The sequence below is a fragment of the Calothrix sp. CBUCES-K 9914 genome, from assembly GCF_059640475.1.
On sequence record NZ_JBXXZH010000153.1, the window covers coordinates 1 to 22,998 of the forward strand.

The window sequence follows — 22,998 nt, forward strand, 5'->3', positions numbered from 1 at the left end:
AGCACTCATCACTCAGCACTCAGCACTCAGCACTCAGCACTCATCACTCAGCACTCAGCACTCAGCACTCATCACTCAGCACTCAGCACTCATCACTCAGCACTTATCACTCATTATTGATTATGAAATTAAAGTTTTTGATTACGTTAGTAGTTGTGTGTATTGCGGTATTTTGCTTTACACCTGTAGCTTGGGCTTTTTGCGGATTTTACGTAGCCAAAGCTGATGCTAAGTTGTATAACAAAGCGTCGCAGGTAGTTATTGCGCGCGATGGGAAAAAAACTGTGTTAACAATGGCAAATGACTATCAAGGTGAAGTCAAAGACTTTGCGATTGTTGTCCCTGTACCAACAGTAATACAAAAAGAACAGGTCGTCGTTGGAAAACCCAAGATAATTGAACGTTTGGATGCTTTTAGCGCACCACGTTTGGTTGAATATTTTGACCCTGACCCATGTCAAACAAGATATCCTAGATCGCAGCGCGGTCTAGCACTGCCACCATCACCAACGGTAAGTCAAGAAGCTAGTGGTAGTGCGAGAGATAGAAATTTGGGTGTGACTGTGGAAGCACGTTTTAGTGTTGGTGAGTACGATATTCTTATACTTGGCGCCAAAGATTCTTCTGGGCTGGAAACTTGGTTAAAGCGTAACAATTACAGGATTCCACAAGCAGCTTCTTCACTGCTTAAACCTTACATTCGCCAAAAAATGAAATTCTTTGTAGCTCGCGTTAATCTTGATAAATTTTCAGAAACTGGGTACGAATACCTACGTCCGCTCCAAATATCTTACTCTTCACCTAAATTCATGCTGCCCATTCGTTTGGGTATGATGAATGCGAATAGTGAACAAGATTTGATAGTATACGTGCTTTCTCCCAAAGGACAAGCAGAGATTACCAACTACCGAACAGTCAAAGTTCCTAGCAACGTTAATATACCTGTATTTGTAAAGGAAGAATTTGGAGACTTTTATAAGTCGATGTTCCAAACTTCCTACAAAAAAGAAGACCGCAAAGTCGCTTTTCTTGAATATGCTTGGGATATGGGAAGCTGTGACCCTTGTTCTGCCGAACCTCTGTCAAATTCAGAACTCACTGATGCAGGTGTATTTTGGCTCGATAAAAGTCCAGATAAAAGTCCAGATAACACTCAATCAGTTAATACTGTGTTTATTACCCGTCTGCATGTCCGTTATACGCGCGATAAGTTTCCTGAAGACTTGATGTTCCAAGAAACCGCAAACCAAGAAAATTTTCAAGGACGCTATATACTTCAACACGCTTTTACGGGTGAAGCAAAGTGTAATGCGGGTAGAGAATATAAACGCAGTCTCAACAAGCGTTACGAACAAGAAGCGCAAACTCTGGCGAAACTAACTAACTGGGATATCCGCGACATTCGTCAAAAAATCAAGCAATAAGAAGCAGTAAGTATTTACTAAATACGAAGATATCACGATTGTGGGTAATATGATTTTTGTACATTATCAGTAATACTTCTGATAGCATCATTTTGCTCGAAAAACACGTATCTGAGTATGAGTGGATTGGAGGAACAATTGCGTCGCTTAGTCTCTGAAGCTTGTGGACATCCACCTGGAAGTCCACGGCGCCAGCGAGTATTGACGCAAATTATTCGTTTAGTTTCAAGTAAACTTTGGAAAGAGAATAGTTCTTATTATCAAGATGGATTGCAGCAAACTTGGTTATATTTCTGCCGTAATATTTGTGAAGCTTATGACCCTGACCGAGGAACCGTTGTAACTTGGCTGAATGTTTATTTGAAGCATAGGCTACAAGATTTGTACCTGAAAGTACAAGAGGATAATATTAGGAGAGCTGCTATGAATATACAGCAGTTAGCTTCGGGTGATAAAAGCGAAACATATGACCCAGTTAACAACATTGCTGCACCTCCTGATGCACCTCCGATTTTAGAAGATGTTCAGTTTTGGGCAGAGTGTGACAACTCAGGGGACTTGCGTCAAACTCACATTCAAGGACGACCGGATGTTAATTGTCAGGTGTTAATCTTAAAACGTTTACCACCAGAAGTTAGTTGGAAGGAATTAGCTTCAGAATATGGCTTAAGTGTCTCGACCTTGAGCAGCTTTTATCAGCGTCAGTGTATACCTAGGTTACGTCAATTCGCGCTTAATGAAGGTTACTTGTAAAGGATGACTTGTGTTACCGTGACCGAGATAACTAGTCATGATTTGTGAGATTTTCGCGACTGATTCTACCGCTACCTCTATCATCTTCTAACATTAGAGCTTCTGCTCTACCGCTACCTCTTTCGCAGTCAAAAAAAAGCACCATTTTTTTTTCCTCAAATTAAATTATTAGTTTCAATAGATAAATATTCATCTAAGAGAGAATCAGATATTTACAGGTGTTACAGACGAAGAAAACAGAGACTCAGTTTCTTCGCAAACATCCTTTGTGCTGTTACGTTATTGGCTTTGCGTAATCCGGACTTTTTTAGATAATTTTTTGGATTACGACTCAACTTTTTGAATATCATCCACACGATAGTCATCCAGCTAAACCAGTATCTAAGTTCGTGGCTGATGTAAGTCAGAGTCCATTTAATATCAAATATGTTTTTTATCCAACGGAATAAATAAATCAAAACTTTTTTTGCCCTGTTTATTATCATTGAAGCTGATTAATATTTGAACTTGAACTTTTCATTAGCTTTACATAGAGCTTTTGCTTTTACCTGAGTATTTTTTCGTAAAGTAACAAAATTCAAACACTTAGCTTATTGTGCTTAAGTATTATTCAATAAATATATTTACTCTTCATAAATAATTGATTTCTAAGTAAATTTCGCAGACTTTAATGAAGTGGTTAATCAGTGAAATCCACGAGATGGACTGGAGAAATATAAAGTAAGTATAAAAAACTCGCTCTTAAAGCGAGTAGTTTATCGTATTAAAAATTGATTGTAATTAATAAAGCTAAAACTTAGTTTACTTTGGTAACAGGTGCCTGCCGTAACTTTACGGAGTAAGTATGATTAAAAGTAATGAATGCTACAGTTTAGTAAGTAGGGCATAGCCCCACATACAATAAAAAATAAGAGATAAGAAATTACTCAAATTGCAAGGCTTGACCACGGACATAGGTACAAAGTTTACCTTGGTGATAAACAATTTGCCCACCAACAATTGTGGTTTGTGCCCATCCAGTCAAGTTCCAACCCTCGAAAGGACTCCAGCCACACTTTGTAAATAGCTCTTCGCGCATTACAGGACGGTAGTTATTTAAGTCAACGAGAACTAAGTCGGCATCATAACCCGCAGCAATTACTCCTTTCTTGGGTATCTTATAGGACTTGGCGACAGCAGTTGACATCCAGTTAACGACTTGATGAACAGTACATTTCCCAGACTTTGCTTCTGTTAGCATCAGCGCAAGCGAAGTTTCAACACCAGGCATTCCAGAAGGACTATTAGGATACTGTTGAGCTTTTTCCTCTAAAGTATGAGGCGCATGGTCGGTAGCAATAAAATCAATTACACCATCGTGCAATGCCTGCCACAATACTTCCCGGTCGTGGGGTGTACGTAGAGGAGGGTTCATTTGTGCTAACGTGCCAATTTTGGCATATGCGCTTGTGTCCAGTAATAAATGCTGTGGTGTGACTTCTGCTGTCACCCAACTAGGTTTGTCGTTACGTAACAACTCAGCTTCTTCGGCTGTGGACATATGTAGAATATGTAACCGTCGCTGGTATTTTTTAGAAAGTTTTAAAGCTAACTGCGTTGCATTTAGTGCTGCTTGGTTATCCTGAATTTGCGAATGAACTGCTGGGTCAGTAATTCCTGCAAATGATTGGCGCCGCTCGTTAATACGTGCCTGGTCTTCAGCGTGAACGGCAATTAAGCGCGTACCCGATGCAAATATTTTATCGAGTAAATCTTCACTATCTACCAATAACTGACCATGCATCGACCCCATGAAAATCTTGATTCCACATGTCGGAGCGCTTACAAGTAAATCAGGTAAATTAGAAGACGTTGCTCCAATAAAAAAGCCATAATTAACTAGGCACTTCTGGGACGCGCGCTGTAGCTTGTCGTCTAAAGTTTGTTGATCAGTAGTTAGAGGTCGCGTATTCGGCATCTCTAAAAACGAAGTAACTCCGCCTTTAGCACAAGCGCAACTTGCAGTAAATAAGTTTTCCTTATGTTCGAGTCCCGGTTCGCGAAAGTGGACTTGCGGATCAATAACTCCGGGCAACAAAGTTAACCCTTCTGCGTCAATTTCCGTGGTAGCTGAGTTCGCTTCAATTTGGGGTGCAACTTCGACTATCGTTCTGCCGCGCGTCAGTACATCTCCAACGATTACACCATCAGGTAAAATGATGCTTGCGCGGCGAATCAGTAAACTTATAGGTTCGGACGTAGAGGTAAATGCGCTCACACAAAAATTCCCCTGGAAATAACGACTATACTTTTTAGGTTAAACTTGGTTGTTTCCAAACAATCACTTTTTAAGCATACTGACAAGAAAGTTCATTTTTTGGCTGTAGCGTGGATACTGATGGTAACATCACCTGAATCTTAATTATGTATAGAGCTAAGATTAAAAAATATCGTTCATGGAGTTAAACGGGTATATTACCCATGTATCAATTTATTATTTAAGTAACTACATGCAAAATCAAGTGTCTGAAAATAACTCAAACAAACAACCTGACCATTCATGGATTGGCGAACTAGGCAGAACTGTAGTACTAAGCGTCGTTCTTGCTTTAGGAATTCGGACTTTCGTAGCAGAAGCACGGTGGATTCCTTCTGGTTCAATGGAACCGACACTCCACGGAACTCCCAATCAATGGGAAGCCGACAAAATTATAGTTGATAAATTAAAGTATAGATTTTCTGACCCACAGCGTGGAGATATTGTAGTATTTTCACCTACAGCGGAATTGCAAAGAGAACAATATCAAGATGCATTTATTAAGCGTGTGATTGGTTTACCTGGAGAAAAGGTAGAACTTAGAGATGGTAAAGTCGTTGTTAATGGTAAGCCACTTGCAGAAAATTATCTGAAAGCTGACCAGCAAACGCTTATTGATGTTTGTCAATCAAGCCAGTATCAGCCATTTTTGAAGGCGCCAACAACGATACCTCAAGGTCAATACCTCGTACTTGGTGACAACCGCTCTCAAAGTTATGATGGACGCTGTTGGGGTCTAGTTCCTCGCGAAAATATTATCGGTCGCGCGGTCATTCGTTTCTGGCCGCTCAATAAAGTTGGTGGCATCGACAAAGCCCCAGCATATCCCTAATTTATAGTGTATTTGTATTTATTTGTAGTAAGCACTTTAGTGGTTCTTTTCATTACTTCTTATGAAAAAGGAAAGCGCTGAAGCGCTTACTACGAGCATACAAGCCATTCATAAACTTAATGAATTATTAATAAAACTTAAAACTCAAAAGTTATTGACACGAATTATCAATTATTATCACCACAATTAAACAGTAATAATCTCATACTTATTTAAATTGTAAAGCTCGTTACGAACGCGCATGAGAATTTTACCAAGGTGATTTTGACCAGTTTTATCGGCGCCACATCCCCAAAAATAATCACGAGGGGAATCTTCAACAAGTAGTTTGTCCCCAGTTCCAAGAAGAACTTCGCGAATATCCAGGTGGGTAAAAAACTTTGTGTACACAGCTTTTTGCATAACAGTAGTTTTCACAACATCCCAATCTGGACGAAGACACCGAGTACAGTCACGTCCTAGCGCTGCTGCTTCCTCTGGTGTCTTGGCTGCATAAACCTCCGAAATAACGAAAGCATCCGGACTACCAACAAACTTTTGTGCTTGGTAATAATGCTCTACCGTAGCCCAAGTTGTCCCCTCAATTTGAATAGGGTGGGGAGAAAAGTTAGAAAAACAACCGTAAGGGTCACAAACCTTATAGAAATATATCGTCATTTGAATAAAAACTTTTGTAACTTTTTTTCATACTTTAATAATTATCATGCCTGTAGACCTGAACACAGACTATTTGTCTTAGGACAGAAGATTATTTGAATCAAACAGCTTTATTGTTTGACAACAAATTAAAAAATCAAAACAATGAGGGTCATATGGAGGCACAACAAGTGTATAAGAGTTTTAAACCTCTGATTGCGCCTGGAATCTTTTTAGGAATAGGTTTTAGTGGCTTTTTTGATGGTATTGTACTCCATCAGATTTTGCAGTGGCATCATATGTTAAGCAATGTCCGACCATTGTTTACAATTGCCGATATCGATTTGAACATGGTTTGGGACGGTTTATTCCATGTATTCGATTTAGCTATGACCGTTACGGGAGTAATTTTACTGTGGCGTGTTGGGAAACGCGATGATGTTATTTGGTCATCAAATACATTTTTTGGTTCTATTTTGGTAGGTGCTGGGCTGTTTGATGTTGTCGAAGGAATCATTGACCATCAAATTTTAGGTATTCACCACGTTAAACCAGGCTCTAATCAACTTGCTTGGGATTTAGGATTTCTAGCCTTCGGCGCCTTGTTAATGGTGATTGGCACCATAGTACAGAACAGGGAAAAGGTCGAAGCGTAAAGAATAAAGGAGTAACTGAAGTAAGGTGGGCAGTGCCCACCCTACGCTTGAGGAGTGAAGTATTTTTTCGCAATAAAACTTAAAATAAGATTCATATAGTTTAGAAAAATTAATTGCAACAGTGATTACGCAACAGCAAACAGTTCAAACCGTGTTAGAGAAACACTTTTGGACTTGGCAAGGCTATAAAATTCAATACACCGTTATGGGTACGGGTAAGCCCTTAGTGCTAATTCACGGTTTCGGTGCTTCAATCGGGCATTGGCGTAAAAATATACCTGTATTAGCAGAAGCAGGGTATCGTGTATTTGCAATAGATTTATTAGGGTTTGGCGGTTCTGAGAAGGCACCCATTAATTACAACATTGAAGTTTGGGTAGATTTACTGAAAGACTTTTGGGCAGAGCATATTCAGCAACCAGCAACATTTATTGGTAATTCAATTGGTGCGCTTATTGGTTTGACTGTGCTGGCAGAACATCCAGAAATTGCTGCATCTGGAGTATTAATTAACAGTGCGGGAGGGTTAAGTCATCGACCGCACGAGTTAAACCCGCCATTACGCATTGTAATGTCAGCTTTCAATAGATTAGTCAACCATCCCATAACGGGGTCATTTGTATTTAACCGTATTCGGCAAAAGCATCAAATTCGCCGCACATTGTACCAAGTTTACCGTGACCGTAGTGCTGTAACCGATGAATTAGTCGATTTATTGTATGAACCATCCTGCGAAAGTGGCGCCCAAAAAGTCTTCGCGTCAATTTTAACGGCGCCTCCTGGTGCTAGTCCTAGTACACTACTACCCAAAGTCAACGTACCATTGTTGGTACTATGGGGTGCAGATGACCCTTGGACACCAATAAGTGGGGCAAAAATTTATGAACAAGCGCAAAAAATGGGCAAAGAAATCAAAATAGTTTCTATCCCTGGCGCCGGTCATTGCCCCCATGATGAAGTACCAGACAAAGTGAATTCAGAAATCATCAATTGGTTGACTGAACAAGCTTAAAGATTCGTAATAGATTTTTAATTTCACTGCTCTTTAACTTTTTGTGCCCTTTGTGATTATCTTTATACCACAGAAGGCACAAAAATATTGATGAATCATAGAAAAACTACTATATAAATCACATTATATAGGGTAAAACCTAGCGTACCTTTAAGCACAAAACATTATAGAGTCAAAAAGGGCAGCTATAGCCACAAATCTAATTGGCTTTTGTCCTTTAGGGAAAGTTATTATGATTCATCGCATTCTAGCAAGCAGTAAAAAGCTGATTCTTTTAGCAGTTATTTGTTCGTTTATAGCTTCAGTTACGGTTTTGATTTACGGTGTGATTGAAACAGGTGATGCTGTTATACATGTAATACTTGATGGTCCAGTCTCTAGTAAAGGTAGCAAAAAGCTTGTTGTAGCCTTCGTTGAAGTGATTGATCTGTTTTTGCTGTCCACAGTATTCTATATTACAGCATTGGGGTTATACGAGTTATTTATTGATGACCGGGTTAAAGTACCTGAATGGTTAGAAATACATGATATAGATGATTTGAAAGGCAAGCTAATTAGTGTAATCGTTGTAGTCCTAAGTGTCTTATTTTTAGGACAAGCTGTAACGTGGAATGGAGATACAAATGTTTTGCCATTTGGAGTAAGTATTGCATTAGTGATTACTTCGTTAACCTTCTTTTTGAGTACACACAATAAAAAGCCCAAATCTGACCATTAATTTTGATGGGTCGTAGCACAGGCAAGATGCCTATGCTACATGAACCCATCAAAATTAAAATGTGAACCACGGTTCACAAAATTTTCTTCTGCTTATAACACTCCCTTAGAACTGGGAATTATACCCGCACGACGGGGGTCAATTTCAGCAGCCATTCGCGCCGCGCGTGCGAATGCTTTAAATGTGGCTTCAATAATATGGTGAGAATTTATACCATCTAGTTGGCGGATGTGTAGAGTTGTAGAGCTATGGTTAACTATAGCAACAAAGAATTCTCGTACTAACTGTGTGTCATATGTTCCAACTCTTTGCGTAGGAATTTGTAGTCCGTAGCTGAGATGAGGGCGCCCAGAAAAGTCGAGAGCGACTTGAACCAAAGCTTCATCAAGAGGTGCAAGAAAGTTACCGAAGCGCACAATGCCTTTTCTATCACCTAAAGCTTTATTTAATGCTTGTCCGAGGGTAATACCAACATCCTCGTTAGTGTGATGGTCATCAATATGTAAGTCACCTGTTGCGCGCACGTCTAAATCAATTAATCCGTGGGAAGCGATTTGATGTAGCATGTGGTCGAGAAAAGGGATACCAGTTGCAGCATGACAGACTCCAGTACCATCAAGGTTGATTGTAACTTCGACATCGGTTTCGCCAGTAGTGCGGCAAACAGTAGCTGTACGCTGGGTTAAGGAAGTGAGGGTTTGCATTTTAAGTAGGGTGCGTGAAGGCTACCAACAATTCTAAAATTAATTAGTGATCTAGTAGCCTTCACGCACCATACATTATTACATTCCCATAATTTCATAACCTGCATCGACATAGAGGACTTGTCCAGTAATACCGCTTGACAAGTCGCTGCATAAAAATGCGGCAGTGTTCCCAACTTCCGTTTGTGTAACAGTGCGACGTAGAGGCGCCACTTTTTCAACGTGATGAATCATGTCTAGAATACCGCCAACCGCAGAAGATGCTAAGGTGCGGATGGGACCTGCGGAAATGGCGTTGACGCGAATATTTTGGGCGCCAAGTTCGCTGGCAAGGTAGCGGACGCTGGCTTCTAAACCTGCCTTGGCTATACCCATGACGTTATAATTAGGGATGGCGCGTACACCGCCTAAATAAGTTAACGTTACAATGCTTCCACCTTCTGTCATCAGAGGTTTTGCGGCGCCTGCAAGCTGGATCAGCGAATAAGTGCTTATTTCTAAGGCAGTATTAAAACCGGAACGCGAAGTTTGACTAAAGTCACCGCTCAAATCGTCTTTGTTGGCAAAAGCGAGACAGTGGATGAGTATATCTAACTTACCCCATTTAGAGCTAATCTCGGCAAAGGTCGATTGAACCTCTTGCTCGTTAGCAACGTTACAAGGTAGAAATAAGCTAGGGTTGAGCGGTTCCACTAGTTCAAATACCTTTTTTTCCATTTTGCCTTTGTCGTCGCTGAGGTAGGTAATACCTAAATTTGCCCCAGCTTTATGCAGTTGCTGGGCTATACCCCAAGCGATGGAACGGTTGTTGGCGATACCTGTAACAAGGGCATTTTTTCCGGTTAAATCGAGCATAAATATATTAGAAGACAGACGCATTCCTTAGGAGCATACTAGAATGTGATGCCTTTTGTGCAAGGTCAGGGCGCCAGCGTAGAAGTTAAAAAACTCTTTGTATCAAGTCAAATCTTACTACCAATGAAAGGATGTTGTTTACTAGAGTGATGTTACCAAGGACAAAGTTATTACCGGTCTTTGAAGAGCGCTTTTCATCTGGGTTTTTTCACCAGGAAAAAGCTTCATTGAGTGTTATTGTAAATAGTTATCAAAAAGTAGTAGCCGAAGTCATCAAAAATTATGTATCATTGTGAACAAATAACTGTGAGAAATGTTGATATAGCGAGGTTGAGTATAGGAAAGTACAAAAAGGTTAACAATGTATTATTGAATTTTCGAGTGTATTCTTAGGTAATCTGTTTTTATTTTCTGGCATTGGGTAGGGGAAGGGAGATGATCGTGACACAAGATAAAGCCCTAGCAAATGTTTTCCGTCAGATGGCGACTGGAGCGTTCCCACCTGTTGTGGAAACCTTTGAGCGCAATAAGACCATATTTTTTCCTGGCGACCCTGCCGAAAGAGTTTATTTTCTTCTCAAAGGCGCTGTTAAACTCTCCAGGGTGTACGAAGCAGGGGAAGAAATAACGGTAGCGCTACTCAGGGAAAATAGCGTCTTTGGTGTTTTATCCTTATTGACAGGAAACAAATCGGACAGATTTTACCATGCGGTTGCATTTACCCCTGTGGAATTGCTATCAGCCCCAATTGAGCAAGTCGAACAAGCGTTGAAGGAAAACCCCGAATTATCGATGTTAATGCTGCGTGGACTCTCCTCGCGGATATTGCAAACAGAGATGATGATTGAAACACTTGCACACCGGGACATGGGTTCGAGGTTGGTGAGCTTCTTATTGATTCTCTGTCGTGATTTTGGAGTTCCCTGTGCTGATGGAATCACAATTGATTTAAAATTATCGCACCAAGCCATCGCCGAAGCTATTGGTTCAACTCGTGTAACTGTCACCAGGCTTCTAGGCGATTTACGCGAGAAAAAGATGATTTCAATCCACAAGAAGAAAATCACTGTCCATAAACCTGTTACTTTAAGCCGTCAGTTCACTTAAAAGTCGTTGGAGGATATTTAGGTGACATAGAATTTATTTGGTATGTGCTATGTGGCTATAGTGTGTTAATATCAACCGCTATAGTACATTAAAGCTACCAAAAAGGCGGAACGCTGTACTCAATGATTGTGGCGCCGATAGTCTAGACTCATGAAGCTAGACTTGAATTAGGCGCCAATTATACTTTCGTTGGGACGGCGTAAACCGCTAGCTATGCACTGTTAATTTACTAGGATAAAATCTACTGGCAACAGGTTAAATAGCTGTGGTTATTTAAGTATATGTCACATTATGTTCATATATTACCCATTTTAAATTTTATATATAACGGGATTGTCCGTGGTATTACTTATGACCAAGAGGTTTCAATAGCCATTCTATGACCACCGCGTACATCCTGATTACAGCGATTTTAATTTTGGGAGGCTTTATTGCCACCGTTGGAGACCGAATTGGTACACGGGTCGGTAAGAAACGCCTCTCACTGTTTAACCTGCGTCCAAAAAATACAGCAGTAGTAGTAACAATATTAACGGGGATTGGGATTTCAGCTTCAACTTTAGGAATATTGTTTTTAGCAGATGATGGATTACGAAAAGGTGTATTCGAGTTAGAAAACATCCAAAGGGACTTACGACGTAAACGTGATCAACTCAAGGGTGCAGAAACTCAAATTAGCAAGGTAACAAATGAGCTAGGTCAAGCGAAGCAGCAGCAAGCAGAAGCGCAAAAACGTTTGGAAAGCACAAATCAAAACCTGCAAGAAGCCAACAAGAAGCAAAGACAGACACAAACCCAACTCAACAAGACGTTAACACTTCAGGCACAAACTCAATCTCAACTCAGGGGAACACAAACTCGCCTTGGTCAGGTGGTAGCACAGTACAAACAAGCGATTTCGCAATTACAAAGCGTCTACGACGAACGTAAAAAGCTTCAACAAGAAATAACCCTACAAAAGGCAGAAAGTCAAAAACTCTTTAACGAAGCCAAAATAGCAATCGACGAAGCTAAAAACGCAATCCAAAAACGCGACCGGGAACTTGCATCACGTAAAAGCGCTATCGAGTCGCGCGACCGTAAAATTAGCAATCTCGACTCGTTGATTCAAAAACGCAATCTCGAAATTGGCGCGCGTGAGCAGATTATTGCCCAGCGAGAATCAAGACTCAAAGAGTTAGAATCGCAGCAAGGTGATCTCGAAAAAGAAGTAGCTCGACTCGAAAAGTACTATCAATCGTTCCGCGACTTGCGTTTAGGTAAATTAGCTTTGATTCGCGGTCAAGTTTTAGCGTCAGCAGTTATTACCGTTCAGCAACCAAGTGCCGCAAAGCAAGCTGTCAGACAACTTTTAGAAGAAGCGAACCGATACGCAGTGTCAGAATTAACTGAACCTGGAACAAATCCACCAGTAGATGGTATTTTGCAAATCTCAAAAGACCAAGTTCAGCTGTTGAGCAAGCAAATCGAAAATGGACGCGACTATGTAGTGCGTGTGTTTTCAGCAGGTAATTATGTTCGAGGTGAAAGGCGAATCGAATTTTTTACTGATGCGACTTTAAACCAAATAGTATTTCGAGGTGGCGAACTTCTGGCAACCACAACAGCCGACCCGACCACAATGACATCCTATCAAATGCGCCAAAGACTTGATTTATTAATTTCAGCTTCGCAATTTCGCGCGCGTAATGCTGGTATATTAGACGATATCCAAATTGATAGTACATTCCTGCGTTTTTTGGCACAACTACGGCAGTATCAGCAACCCGTAGAGATTCGAGCCATTGCTGCAGAAGATGCATATACAGCAGGACCATTAAAAGTGAAGCTTATAGCAATTCAAAATGGGCAAGTAATTTTTAGTACGTAGGGTGCGTGACGCTATAACAATCTTGCAACGAAGCTAACATATAATAACGTCACGCACCTTACTAGTTAAAAGTTGAAGCAATGAGCAAAAGATAGCTACATTTAGAATAAAAGTTGAAACGATCATAAAAATATCATTTATAACTCTTAACTATTAACTCACTCCTGTGCGTGACGCTACAAGATTATTTGCTTCGTTGCAAGATAGTTAGTAGCGTCACACACCCTACCTCCTAACTATTAATGACACAACCGATGATTTTGGGTTTCGACCCTGGAAAAGATAAATGTGGTGTAGCAGTAATGGGACTAGACCGCCAGTTATACTACCACGAAGTGATTCCGGCGCCGGATGCGATTATGGAAATATCGCGACTGCGGCAAAAATTCCCCATAACACTACTAGTGATGGGGGATCAAACGACTGCAAAACAATGGAAAAAAAAGTTAAGCGACGAATTAATGGAGGCAATAAATATTGTCTTAGTAGACGAACGCTACACCACCTTGGAAGCACGCGACCGCTACTGGCAAATGTATCCACCCAAAGGATTAAATAAGCTTTTACCCCAAGGTATGCGTCAACCCCCACGACCGATTGATGATATCGTCGCCATTTTGCTCATAGAACGGTACTTAACCGGATTAACTCACAAATAGTGCTGAGTAGAAAGTGCTGAGTGCTGAGTATTTTAACACCTTTCTATTATCTATTACTTACTTATAACTCTTCTCCTCAGCACTCAGCACTCAGCACTCAGCACTCAGCACTCTTCTCCTCAGCACTCATTACTCTTATAACTCCGCTCGAATTGTAAAAGCATAATCTCCTCCTGGTTCGAGTTGATAATCCTTTTGCTCTAAAAAGCGACCAAGCGGTTCCTTTATTAAAGCTCGACCTTGAGAAGGTCTGACTGACAGTTCTCCTTGGCGAAAATCCCATCTGAACTGCCACTCAAATTCACCCGCGCGTACTTCGCCCTCAAGTAAGCCTTGTTTCCAAGACTGGCGTATAATCCGAACATGGGCAGTAGTTTCTGGTAGAGGTTTGGCACTCACAACACTAGGACCGTTAGATTCTTTTAAAGGTTGCGTGACTATAACTGCACATGGATCGAACCTGTACATTTAACTAACTTACATCAAATTTTCAGATTTGATATAGACCATACGTAAACCATTTGTAAGAATTTTATGACTTAAATCAGTATCTTAGGTATATAACTATTGAAATAGCTGAACGAAGCGACCCTAAAGTTAGTTGCGTATTTTTGCGGTTGTAGAAAAATGCATAGTAAAGCCATTTTGGGAGTAGCAAGCAAGCAACGCTTGTAATTTTCTCCCCATAGTGTGCTATGACACAGCCCAACCTTCTTGAACAAGCAAAAAAAGGCGACCCAAAAGCAATTACTTCACTATTGAATCGTTCCTTACAAGCCCAAGGTATCAGTGCCGAAGCGATTCTTCAAGATAATTGTTTACTTGTTTGGCTTCAATCACATCAAGTGCCTAACCAAACAACTTCGGTAGCATTTATCCGTCAAGGAATGACAAAATTAGGCGCCAACACGATTAAAACAGTTAAGGTTTACGCGCGGCAGGAGTCGGCAGATTTTCCTAGCTGGGATGCTGAATTTAATTTAGATAACCAAGAATTAGATGTTAAACAGCTTGCTAGTATTGGAGATGTCGAAGCAATAGCGTTTATATTAAATACCGCTTTTAATCAAAAAAATATAAATGCAAAAATTACTATAAAAGATTACTGTTTACAAATCTTATTAGAGTCAGCTAAAATTCCGAATCAACCACTTTCGACAGCAATTCTTCGTAAAGAAATAGTCACTCTTAAAATCCAATCTATTAAAACTGTTAAAGTTTATGGCAGAGAGTTGCAGCAAGAAATACCAGCTTGGTTTCAAGAATTTAATGTTGAGGTCGGAAAACTCACACCTACACCTACAAAATCGGCGCCCCAAAGTGCAGAATTTCTAGCTGCATTACGAACTTTTAAGTTTGATTCAGTAATGCCATATAAAGATGTTTTTAGTGGTCAATTATACAGCAATAACATAGTTAAACTACTTTTATTTTTTGGTTTATTTCCTTTAGGTATAGGTCTAATGGGCAGGACATCGGGTCTTGGCTCGATTGCTTTTATATTAGGTATTTATTATTCATCAATTTGGGGAGTGGTGCTATATGATTTACTCAAACCACCTGCATTCTCTTGGACAAATATAGTAAAATGTAGCTTGTTTACAGCATTTATCGGCATTCCAATATTATTATTGTTTCAAAAAATACCGCCATTTACCTTACTTTATACCGCAGTTGAGCAAGAAGGAATTATTCCTCAATTAATCGGTTTTATTTTGGGAGTTGGTGTTCTGGAAGAATCATGCAAAGCTTTACCAGTCTACTTGTTTTTAATGCGTCCAGGTAAATTACGTGACCCCTTTACTTCAGCATTTTACGGAGCAATGTCTGGTTTAGGATTTGCAGTTACAGAAGGAGTACAGTACTCGTATAAGTATGCAATGAGTCTTGCAACTGGGCAAAGCGACTTTGGTTTTTATGTATTGGTAAATACTATTAGATTCGTATCCTTACCTCTGTATCACGCTATCTGGGCTGGTATATTTGGATATTTTATTGGTTTAGCGGCAATCAATCCATCTCGGAAAGGTTCGATTATATTCATCGGTTTAACGATTTCTGCCGTATTACACGGCAGTTACAATACCTTTTCTAGTGGTATATTAGGCTTTGCTATTCTTGGTTTCTCCATTTTACTATTTGTTACGTACTTAAATCGCAGTCAACAAATAGTTTCAGAAATGGAGAAAGCAGAACTTGAAGGATTTTAAATTTTATATCAATCTAAAATCCACGCGGCAATTGGCTTATTTGGTTGCTGCTTCACGCGCGGCAGCTGCTTGGTCAGGATGGATACCCAAGCGAGTGAGATTAATTCGACCCTTATTATCTATCTCACGTACTTTGATAATTACTTCATCACCAACAGCAACTTCATCCTCTACTTTACCAACGCGATAGTCCGCAAGCTGCGAAATGTGAATCATGCCTTCTTTACCGGGCAAAAATTCTACGAATGCACCAATTGGTATAATCCGAGTCACTCGCCCTACGTAAACATCACCTTCATTGAGTTTACGTGTCATGCCTTGGACAATATTGCGAGCTTTCTTGGCTTTATTTTCGTCGATAGCAGAAATTGTTACCGTACCATCATCTTCGATATCGATTTTGGCGCCAGTTTCTTCGGTAATACCCTTAATTGTTTTACCACCAGGTCCGATGACCAGACCAATCATATCTGGGTCAATCTTGATAGTAAGTAAACGTGGGGCAAACGGCGACATTTCTGGACGTGGCTTATCGATAGCAGCCAGCATTTTTTCGAGAATATGTAGGCGCGCGTCTTTGGCTTGGTTAACAGCTTGGGCAATAATTTCTATCGGCAACCCAGAAATTTTCATGTCCATTTGCAGGGCAGTAATTCCAGAGTCAGTACCTGCGACCTTAAAGTCCATGTCACCCAAGAAATCTTCTATACCCTGGATGTCAGTGAGAACGCGCACTTCCGAGCCTTCTTTAATTAGACCCATTGCGGCGCCGCTAACAGGTTTCATAATTGGAACACCTGCATCCATTAAAGCGAGTGTAGAACCGCATACCGACCCCATTGAGGTAGAACCGTTAGAAGACAGAACCTCAGAGACCACACGAATAACATAGGGAAATTCGTTTTTGGGTGGCAGTACAGGTAAAATTGCTCGTTCTGCTAAAGCACCGTGCCCAATTTCCCGCCGACCTGGCGCCCGCATGGGTTTAGTTTCTCCAACAGAGAAAGGAGGGAAATTATAATGGTGCATGTAGCGTTTTTCTTGGTCTACCTGCAAATCATCGTTCAAATTTTGAGCATCACCTGGAGTACCAAGTGTACATGCTGATAAAACTTGGGTTAGTCCACGGTTGAATAAACCAGTACCATGAACACGCTTAGGAATAATGCTAGTTTGACATGAGACAGGACGCACTTCGTCGAGTTTACGACCATCCACACGAACATTATCTTCGATGATTTGAAGTCGCATAAAGTGCTTGGTAATTTCTTTGAAAGTATTACCAAGCGCTTTACCATCTGCTACTGCTGCTAAACGTATCGGGTCTTCAACAGACATCTCCTCTATAGCTTGTTTTACTGCATCTTTGACTTCATCCAAGGCAGCATCACGTTCAGTTTTTGTAAATTCAAACTGTGCCAAGATTTTTTTGATGTCCGAAGTCGCACGCTCGCGAATAAAGTTCGCTAGGGTTTGGTCTACTTCTGGCGGTTCTTCTTGGATTAATTCTATTCCTAGTTCAGCTAATAAATCGTGCTGTGCTTGAATTAAATCTTGCACCGCTTCATAGCCAAATTCGATTGCCTCAATAATATCGCGTTCGGGCAGTTGGTTGGCGCCAGCTTCAACCATGATTACACCGTCAGGCGAACCTGCCACGACTAAATCAAGGTCACCCGCTTCAATTTCTGCATAAGTAGGGTTGATGATAAAATCATCACCTACTAAGCCGACGCGCACGGCTGCCATTGGACCATTAAATGGAATTTGTGCTAACAGCGTAGCTATTGAGGCGCCTGTAACAGCTAAGACATCAGGTGGTACTAATTCATCCATCGAGAGCGTCAATGCTACCACTTGCAGGTCATCGCGCAACCAAGATGGAAAAAGCGGACGTAATGGACGGTCAATTAAACGACTGGTCAGAATAGCTCTTTCTGGTGGTCGCCCTTCGCGTCGTAACATCCCTCCGGGAATCCTGCCTGCTGCATACAGTCTTTCTTCGTAATCTACAGTTAAAGGTAGAAAATCGATGCCTTCTCTGGCTTGCGAGCGCGTCACTGTCACTAAAACTGCCGTATCCCCAGATTGTAGCAAAACAGACCCACCAGCCTGGGGAGCAAGCAAGCCTACTTTCAGTCGAATATCCCGTCCATCAAAGGATATTGACTTCTCAAATTCTCCCATTCAGTTTTTTTCCCTTCTATGATCTCTTTTCTCTCTGTGGCAATCCTAACATTTATGTACTATGGCTGGTAGCTATTACACCTCTTTTTTAACTTCACCCTCGTTGTACAATCAAAGCAGTACACAATAACGAGTGTGTCTGTATCAACTTGGGAAGCCGAAAGATGAAATACTACTACTATCGGTACACAGGTTGTATCTAAGCGCTTGCTCAACTTAGACAGTTAATTTTAGCACTAAATCAACTTAACATTTATAAACTTTATTATCAGTTCTTGTGTACTGCTGTACAATAAAATTTTACGGTAAGCCAAGTGTCCCTTTTAAATTTTTTGTTTACGTTTGTTTAAGTTTGTTTACGATAGTTCTTCTTTCTTTAATAAGCGAATTTCTGGCAACGGATATAACGGATGTAGCGGATGGTTGATTCGTTTTTTTTGAGGTATACAGGTGAGGTGAAAGCTTGTTTACAAAAGATAATTTATCCGTTCCATCCGTTCATAATCCGTTGCCAGATTGTCTCATGGTTAAGAAAAAAGTTCATCTATTTAATCATTTATTTAAAACCAAGGTATAATTAGTTAATCAATATTGGTTTATAAGTAAACAAAAAAGTATTTTATCTAGTAATTTTTAGTGCTTGACAGATGGCAATATTACACGGAAGTTGGTTAATTAATAGTCAAGAAAGCTGTTTATTTATTTGGGGAGAAACTTGGCGAACTCAGGAATCAATATCTATCCAAGCAGGACATGAGCCAGTTACGAATCCTTTGGCAATGGCGCCTGCTGATTTATTGAAGTGGCTACAAACTCTTGGACTAGCACTGCCAAAATCATTATACCAAGTTAGTGTTGATACGAGTGCCAAAGCTGGAGGGCGTAATAAAAGCAAAACTGCGGTAGTTACGGAAACAGCTATACCTAGCACTGCGCTTTTGATTGCCTTACCTACTTATATTATTGCAACAGGCGCCGCTACTCGTCAAAATTCTCAAACATTTACCATATCACCACAACATTCTGGAGCCATAGTTGATAGTGACTCCACAGAAACACCACAAGACCTACAATTAATCAACTGGCGAATCGAAGGATTTTGCTTAGAACCAGCAGACGCGATTAAATTACTAGCATCATTACCTTTAAATATTGAAGTTGGCGCCTCCCTAAAAAGTTACTACCTAGGGGGAGATTTACGCTTTTGGTCACAAATCGCGCGTTGGAGTTTAGATTTAATTTCACGATGCAAATTTTTACCCAGTTTAGAGAAATCGAATGGTACGTTTATCTCTAAGTGGCAAGCGCTTCTAGATAGCTCAATTGACACTTCGCGCTTAGAAAAATTTTCGCAACAAATGCCCCTCCCTTGTCGAACATCTCAAAACACTGCTGAAAACAGTGCTGAAAAGAGTGCTGAGTTAAAAGTGCTGAGTTCTGAGTTGTATCTTGACTCAGCACTCAATACTCAGCACTCAGCACTCAATATCCCGACAGAACCGCAAAAATTATTACTCGATTTTTTGAATACAGCTATTGATGTTCAAATACGAGGGATGGTAAGCGCTTTGGGTGCAGCAGAAGCTCGTTTAGTAGCGGGATTACCTGCGGCGGTACGCTTGTTCTTACAAGGATTAACACCCAACTTTCCAAATTCTAATACAGCAAACCCTGACATTAATGTTCCAGAAATGGAGCGCGTACAAGCTGCATTGAAAGCTTGGAAAATGCCGTTGGAGTATCAGCTAGCTGGAAAAACTCTATTTCGGACTTGTTTTGAACTGCGTTCTCCAGTACCCGGAGAAACTGAGTGGAGTTTAGCTTACTTTTTACAAGCTACAGACGATACTGAGTTTTTAATTGATGCAGCAACGATTTGGCAACACCCAGTTGAAAGTTTCACTTATCAAAATCGTACTATTGAACAACCCCAGGAAACATTTTTACGGGGTTTAGGGTTAGCTTCGCGGTTGTATCCTCATCTTGCCGAAAGTCTTGATACTGAGACACCCACTTCCTGTTCTCTTAATCCAATGCAGGCTTATGAGTTTATTAAAGCTGTAGCTTGGCGGTTATCTGATAGCGGTTTAGGTGTAATTTTACCACCAAGTTTGGCTAACCGCGAAGGCTGGGCAAACCGTTTGGGATTGAAAATTACTGCCCAAACGCTTCAACAACAAGGGCGCCTCAATTTACAATCTTTGTTAAATTTTGAGTGGCAGTTGGCAATTGGTGGGCAAACTATATCTAAGGCTGAGTTTGATAAGTTAGTAGCTTTAAATAGTCCGTTGGTAGAAATTAACGGTGAATGGGTAGAGTTGCGTCCGAATGATATAAAAACAGCACAGAACTTTTTTGCTTCTAGAAAAGAGCAAATGTCTTTGTCACTCGAAGATGCACTGCGTTTAAGTAGTGGTGATACTCAGACTATAGAAAAATTACCAGTAGTCAGCTTTGAAGCTTCAGGTGCCTTACAAGAATTAGTAACAGCGTTAACGAATAACAAAGCTATTGCCCCATTACCTACACCCAAAGATTTTAAGGGAGAACTACGTCCATATCAAGAACGTGGTGTTGCTTGGTTAGCTTTTCTTGAGCGCTGGGGTTTAGGCGCCTGTCTAGCGGACGATATGGGACTGGGAAAAACCATTGAGTTTATAGCCTTTTTATTACATCTTAAAGAACAAAGCGCCCTTGAAAAACCAACCTTACTCGTTTGTCCAACTTCAGTATTAGGAAACTGGGAACGGGAGTTTAAGAAATTTGCCCCAACTCTAAAGGTTTTACAATATCACGGTGATAAGCGTCCCAAAGGTAAACAATTTGAAACGGCAATTAAAAAGCATGACGTGCTAATTACTAGCTACTCATTAATTCATCGTGATTTAAAATTATTGCAAACAGTTGAGTGGCAAACTCTAGTATTAGACGAAGCGCAAAATATCAAAAACTCCGATGCTAAACAATCTCAAGCAGTAAGACAGCTAGAAGCAAGTTTCCGTATTGGCTTAACTGGTACACCCGTAGAAAACCGTTTGCAAGAGCTTTGGTCTATTTTAGATTTTCTTAACCCTGGATATTTAGGCAATAAACAATTCTTTCAGCGACGCTTCGCAGCACCCGTTGAAAAATACGGTGACACTTCATCACTAAATCAATTGCGTTCCTTAGTACAACCGTTTATCTTACGGCGCCTAAAAACAGACCGTCAAATTATCCAAGATTTGCCAGAAAAGCAAGAAATGACCGTCTTCTGCGGACTATCTACCGAACAAGCAAAGCTATATCAACAAGTTGTCGAACAATCTTTAGCAGAAATTGACAATGCAGAAGGTGTGCAGCGACGCGGTATGATATTGGCACTCTTAGTCAAACTCAAACAAGTTTGTAATCATCCTGCTCAATACCTGAAACAAAATTTAATAAATACTAAAGATTCGGGTAAGCTGCAACGGTTAGACGAAATGTTAGATGTAGCTTTAGCAGAAGGTGATAGAGCTTTAATATTTACGCAATTTGCCGAGTGGGGTAAATTACTTCAACCGCACTTAGAAAAACAACTAGGAAGAGAAATTTTCTTTCTGTACGGTAGTACCAGCCAGAAACAGCGCGAAGAAATGATAGACCGTTTCCAACATGACCCCCAAGGACCACCAGTAATGATTTTATCGTTAAAAGCTGGAGGTGTTGGCTTAAACTTAACGCGCGCCAATCATGTTTTCCACTTCGATAGATGGTGGAACCCTGCCGTAGAAAACCAAGCAACCGACCGTGTATTTCGGATAGGTCAAACTCGTAACGTCCAAGTACATAAGTTTGTATGTACTGGAACCCTCGAAGAAAAAATTCACGACATGATAGAAAGCAAAAAACAACTAGCTGAACAAGTAGTAGGCGCCGGAGAACAATGGTTAACTGAACTAGACACAAACCAACTACGTGACTTACTCCTCCTCGATAGAAGTGCTGTAATTGACGATGAATAACTACGCGAATTATAGTTTGGGTGGAGGCTTCGCGTAACCCAACCTAACAGAAATTCGCTCTTATGAAAACGATTAGATATTCTATTCGAGTGGTGCCTCCTCAAAACTATCTGAGTAGGCACAGCAATATAAATGTGAACCAATGGTTCACATTTTCCCGACTATGCTTCGATTACAGAACAGGACTTATACAGACAATTGAGACTTGACCGCCGTGTTACCTTATACAACGCTGTTATTGAAATAAACTTAAACACTTTAATAGTATATTAGCCTCGATTAATTACGACAGATCGATTACGATTTTGCCGAAGAGTTCAGGCGATGACTGCGCTCGATAGGCATCCTTGACATCAGTTGCCTGAAAAACAAAAAAATCCCCCTCAACGCCACCCCTCAACCTGTGTCTCTTTTTGTTCAACAAAGCTGTTCAGTATTATACAATACTTTAGGTGAGTTTTGAATTTATACCACTAAATCCTTGAGGTTTTGGTAATTCTAAGTTCTTTCATATATATTTTTATGTTTTTGAATTACGATAAAAAATCAATCAAAATTTTTGCAAATTCAGTAGTATGACTATAAAGAAGCCCATGTCCAGCTTGTTTAATAATTTTGAGTTCTGAACCATAAATTTTGTTATTCAAAATATTACTATTTACAGGAGGAATTACGGAATCGCTATCTCCAGTAATGATTAAGGTAGGTGCTTTAATGCCTTGCAATAAATTACAGGTATCGTGAATATAGTGCGCCCGTATTAGTCTACTCAAACCATCTGGCTGACTGTGATAATGTGAGGTTTTTTTGAAAAAATCTTCTGCTTTTTCCCGGTTATTAGAGATAGCTAAGTATGATTCTGGAAAAAGAAGATCCAACAAATCTCCTTGATTATTTGGGTTGAAATCGCTACAATTTCCACCTGCCATTGTGCAGGATAATATCAATTTATTTAGCTTGCTAGTATGTCTCAAGGCAAACTGTTGAGCAATCATACCACCCATACTGGCTCCAAGAACATGAGCTTGTGCTATTCCTAGAGCATTAAGCAATCCTGCTGCATCATTTGCCATATCAGCAGTCGTGTAGTTGT

Annotated in this window: 18 protein-coding genes; 11 read left to right on the forward strand and 7 right to left on the reverse strand. The window is 40.4% G+C overall.

Features of this window, described 5'->3' with window-relative positions; translation table 11 throughout:
- Positions 1 to 122: 122 nt before the first annotated feature.
- Together AC2JBO_RS28145 and AC2JBO_RS28150 are read left to right on the forward strand one after the other, a co-directional pair.
- Positions 123 to 1,424: a DUF2330 domain-containing protein gene (locus AC2JBO_RS28145; protein WP_496956945.1), complete on the forward strand. Its 1,302-nt coding sequence runs from the start codon at positions 123 to 125 to the stop codon at positions 1,422 to 1,424.
- A gap of 117 nt (positions 1,425 to 1,541) precedes the next feature.
- Positions 1,542 to 2,177, forward strand: a complete 636-nt coding sequence (locus tag AC2JBO_RS28150) for a sigma-70 family RNA polymerase sigma factor (RefSeq protein WP_496956933.1) — start codon at positions 1,542 to 1,544, stop codon at positions 2,175 to 2,177.
- Positions 2,178 to 3,099: 922 nt separating this feature from the next.
- On the opposite strand, the gene AC2JBO_RS28155 is transcribed toward AC2JBO_RS28150, so the two are convergent.
- Complete coding sequence (locus AC2JBO_RS28155; RefSeq protein ID WP_496956934.1) at positions 3,100 to 4,434, reverse strand: dihydroorotase; 1,335 nt, start codon at positions 4,432 to 4,434, stop codon at positions 3,100 to 3,102.
- 232 nt (positions 4,435 to 4,666) lie between these two features.
- Here AC2JBO_RS28155 and lepB point away from each other — a divergent pair, with 232 nt between their 5' ends.
- The gene (gene lepB / locus AC2JBO_RS28160; protein WP_496956946.1) at positions 4,667 to 5,305 is read left to right on the forward strand and encodes a signal peptidase I; all 639 of its coding nucleotides are present in this window, start codon (positions 4,667 to 4,669) and stop codon (positions 5,303 to 5,305) included.
- A 186-nt stretch (positions 5,306 to 5,491) separates the two neighbouring features.
- Here the strand turns inward: lepB and ybiA are convergent, their stop codons facing one another.
- Complete coding sequence (gene ybiA / locus AC2JBO_RS28165; RefSeq protein ID WP_496956935.1) at positions 5,492 to 5,962, reverse strand: riboflavin biosynthesis intermediates N-glycosidase; 471 nt, start codon at positions 5,960 to 5,962, stop codon at positions 5,492 to 5,494.
- Positions 5,963 to 6,117: 155 nt separating this feature from the next.
- Between ybiA and AC2JBO_RS28170 the strand changes: the two genes are divergently transcribed.
- From AC2JBO_RS28170 to AC2JBO_RS28180, 3 genes are all read left to right on the forward strand, one after another.
- Positions 6,118 to 6,597 (forward strand): DUF2243 domain-containing protein, encoded by a 480-nt coding sequence (locus AC2JBO_RS28170; protein ID WP_496956947.1) that lies wholly within the window; start codon positions 6,118 to 6,120, stop codon positions 6,595 to 6,597.
- A gap of 121 nt (positions 6,598 to 6,718) precedes the next feature.
- The gene (locus AC2JBO_RS28175; RefSeq protein ID WP_496956936.1) at positions 6,719 to 7,609 is read left to right on the forward strand and encodes an alpha/beta fold hydrolase; all 891 of its coding nucleotides are present in this window, start codon (positions 6,719 to 6,721) and stop codon (positions 7,607 to 7,609) included.
- 232 nt (positions 7,610 to 7,841) lie between these two features.
- Positions 7,842 to 8,327 carry a YqhA family protein gene (locus tag AC2JBO_RS28180; protein ID WP_496956937.1) on the forward strand — a complete coding sequence of 162 codons (486 nt, stop codon included), beginning with the start codon at positions 7,842 to 7,844 and terminating at the stop codon, positions 8,325 to 8,327.
- Between the two features lie 92 nt (positions 8,328 to 8,419).
- Here AC2JBO_RS28180 and hisB read toward each other — a convergent pair whose 3' ends face one another.
- The gene (gene hisB / locus AC2JBO_RS28185; RefSeq protein WP_496956938.1) at positions 8,420 to 9,031 is read right to left on the reverse strand and encodes an imidazoleglycerol-phosphate dehydratase HisB; all 612 of its coding nucleotides are present in this window, start codon (positions 9,029 to 9,031) and stop codon (positions 8,420 to 8,422) included.
- Positions 9,032 to 9,109: 78 nt separating this feature from the next.
- Positions 9,110 to 9,886, reverse strand: a complete 777-nt coding sequence (fabI, locus tag AC2JBO_RS28190; protein ID WP_496956948.1) for an enoyl-ACP reductase FabI — start codon at positions 9,884 to 9,886, stop codon at positions 9,110 to 9,112.
- Positions 9,887 to 10,321: 435 nt separating this feature from the next.
- Between fabI and ntcA the strand changes: the two genes are divergently transcribed.
- The 3 genes from ntcA (at position 10,322) to AC2JBO_RS28205 (ending at position 13,522) form a co-directional block, all read left to right on the forward strand.
- Complete coding sequence (ntcA, locus tag AC2JBO_RS28195) at positions 10,322 to 10,993, forward strand: global nitrogen regulator NtcA (protein WP_010998529.1); 672 nt, start codon at positions 10,322 to 10,324, stop codon at positions 10,991 to 10,993.
- A 379-nt stretch (positions 10,994 to 11,372) separates the two neighbouring features.
- The gene (locus tag AC2JBO_RS28200; protein WP_496956939.1) at positions 11,373 to 12,863 is read left to right on the forward strand and encodes a DUF3084 domain-containing protein; all 1,491 of its coding nucleotides are present in this window, start codon (positions 11,373 to 11,375) and stop codon (positions 12,861 to 12,863) included.
- A gap of 242 nt (positions 12,864 to 13,105) precedes the next feature.
- Positions 13,106 to 13,522: a pre-16S rRNA-processing nuclease YqgF gene (locus tag AC2JBO_RS28205; protein ID WP_496956940.1), complete on the forward strand. Its 417-nt coding sequence runs from the start codon at positions 13,106 to 13,108 to the stop codon at positions 13,520 to 13,522.
- Between the two features lie 135 nt (positions 13,523 to 13,657).
- On the opposite strand, the gene AC2JBO_RS28210 is transcribed toward AC2JBO_RS28205, so the two are convergent.
- Positions 13,658 to 13,921: a DUF3146 family protein gene (locus tag AC2JBO_RS28210; protein ID WP_496956949.1), complete on the reverse strand. Its 264-nt coding sequence runs from the start codon at positions 13,919 to 13,921 to the stop codon at positions 13,658 to 13,660.
- A 296-nt stretch (positions 13,922 to 14,217) separates the two neighbouring features.
- Here AC2JBO_RS28210 and AC2JBO_RS28215 point away from each other — a divergent pair, with 296 nt between their 5' ends.
- A complete protein-coding gene (locus AC2JBO_RS28215; RefSeq protein WP_496956941.1) occupies positions 14,218 to 15,732 on the forward strand; it encodes a PrsW family intramembrane metalloprotease in 1,515 nt (504 codons plus the stop codon).
- A 36-nt stretch (positions 15,733 to 15,768) separates the two neighbouring features.
- On the opposite strand, the gene AC2JBO_RS28220 is transcribed toward AC2JBO_RS28215, so the two are convergent.
- Entirely contained in the window at positions 15,769 to 17,919 is a 2,151-nt protein-coding gene (locus AC2JBO_RS28220) for a polyribonucleotide nucleotidyltransferase (RefSeq protein ID WP_496956942.1), read from the reverse strand.
- 647 nt (positions 17,920 to 18,566) lie between these two features.
- Between AC2JBO_RS28220 and AC2JBO_RS28225 the strand changes: the two genes are divergently transcribed.
- Positions 18,567 to 21,905, forward strand: coding sequence for a sll1366 family intein-prone helicase (locus AC2JBO_RS28225; protein ID WP_496956943.1), 3,339 nt, complete (start codon positions 18,567 to 18,569; stop codon positions 21,903 to 21,905).
- 533 nt (positions 21,906 to 22,438) lie between these two features.
- Here AC2JBO_RS28225 and AC2JBO_RS28230 read toward each other — a convergent pair.
- On the reverse strand, positions 22,439 to 22,998 hold a 560-nt coding region (locus AC2JBO_RS28230; RefSeq protein ID WP_496956944.1), incomplete at its 5' end, for an alpha/beta fold hydrolase.

What these genes read in the sequence shown, in the direction of transcription:
- AC2JBO_RS28145 (WP_496956945.1), top strand. Translation starts at nt 123, where the DNA reads ATGAAATTAAAGTTTTTGATTACGTTAGTAGTTGTGTGTATTGCGGTA.
- AC2JBO_RS28150 (WP_496956933.1), top strand. Translation starts at nt 1,542, where the DNA reads ATGAGTGGATTGGAGGAACAATTGCGTCGCTTAGTCTCTGAAGCTTGT.
- lepB (WP_496956946.1), top strand. Translation starts at nt 4,667, where the DNA reads ATGCAAAATCAAGTGTCTGAAAATAACTCAAACAAACAACCTGACCAT.
- ybiA (WP_496956935.1), bottom strand. Translation starts at nt 5,962, where the DNA reads ATGACGATATATTTCTATAAGGTTTGTGACCCTTACGGTTGTTTTTCT.
- AC2JBO_RS28170 (WP_496956947.1), top strand. Translation starts at nt 6,118, where the DNA reads ATGGAGGCACAACAAGTGTATAAGAGTTTTAAACCTCTGATTGCGCCT.
- AC2JBO_RS28180 (WP_496956937.1), top strand. Translation starts at nt 7,842, where the DNA reads ATGATTCATCGCATTCTAGCAAGCAGTAAAAAGCTGATTCTTTTAGCA.
- hisB (WP_496956938.1), bottom strand. Translation starts at nt 9,031, where the DNA reads ATGCAAACCCTCACTTCCTTAACCCAGCGTACAGCTACTGTTTGCCGC.
- fabI (WP_496956948.1), bottom strand. Translation starts at nt 9,886, where the DNA reads ATGCTCGATTTAACCGGAAAAAATGCCCTTGTTACAGGTATCGCCAAC.
- ntcA (WP_010998529.1), top strand. Translation starts at nt 10,322, where the DNA reads ATGATCGTGACACAAGATAAAGCCCTAGCAAATGTTTTCCGTCAGATG.
- AC2JBO_RS28200 (WP_496956939.1), top strand. Translation starts at nt 11,373, where the DNA reads ATGACCACCGCGTACATCCTGATTACAGCGATTTTAATTTTGGGAGGC.
- AC2JBO_RS28205 (WP_496956940.1), top strand. Translation starts at nt 13,106, where the DNA reads ATGACACAACCGATGATTTTGGGTTTCGACCCTGGAAAAGATAAATGT.
- AC2JBO_RS28215 (WP_496956941.1), top strand. Translation starts at nt 14,218, where the DNA reads ATGACACAGCCCAACCTTCTTGAACAAGCAAAAAAAGGCGACCCAAAA.
- AC2JBO_RS28220 (WP_496956942.1), bottom strand. Translation starts at nt 17,919, where the DNA reads ATGGGAGAATTTGAGAAGTCAATATCCTTTGATGGACGGGATATTCGA.
- AC2JBO_RS28225 (WP_496956943.1), top strand. Translation starts at nt 18,567, where the DNA reads ATGGCAATATTACACGGAAGTTGGTTAATTAATAGTCAAGAAAGCTGT.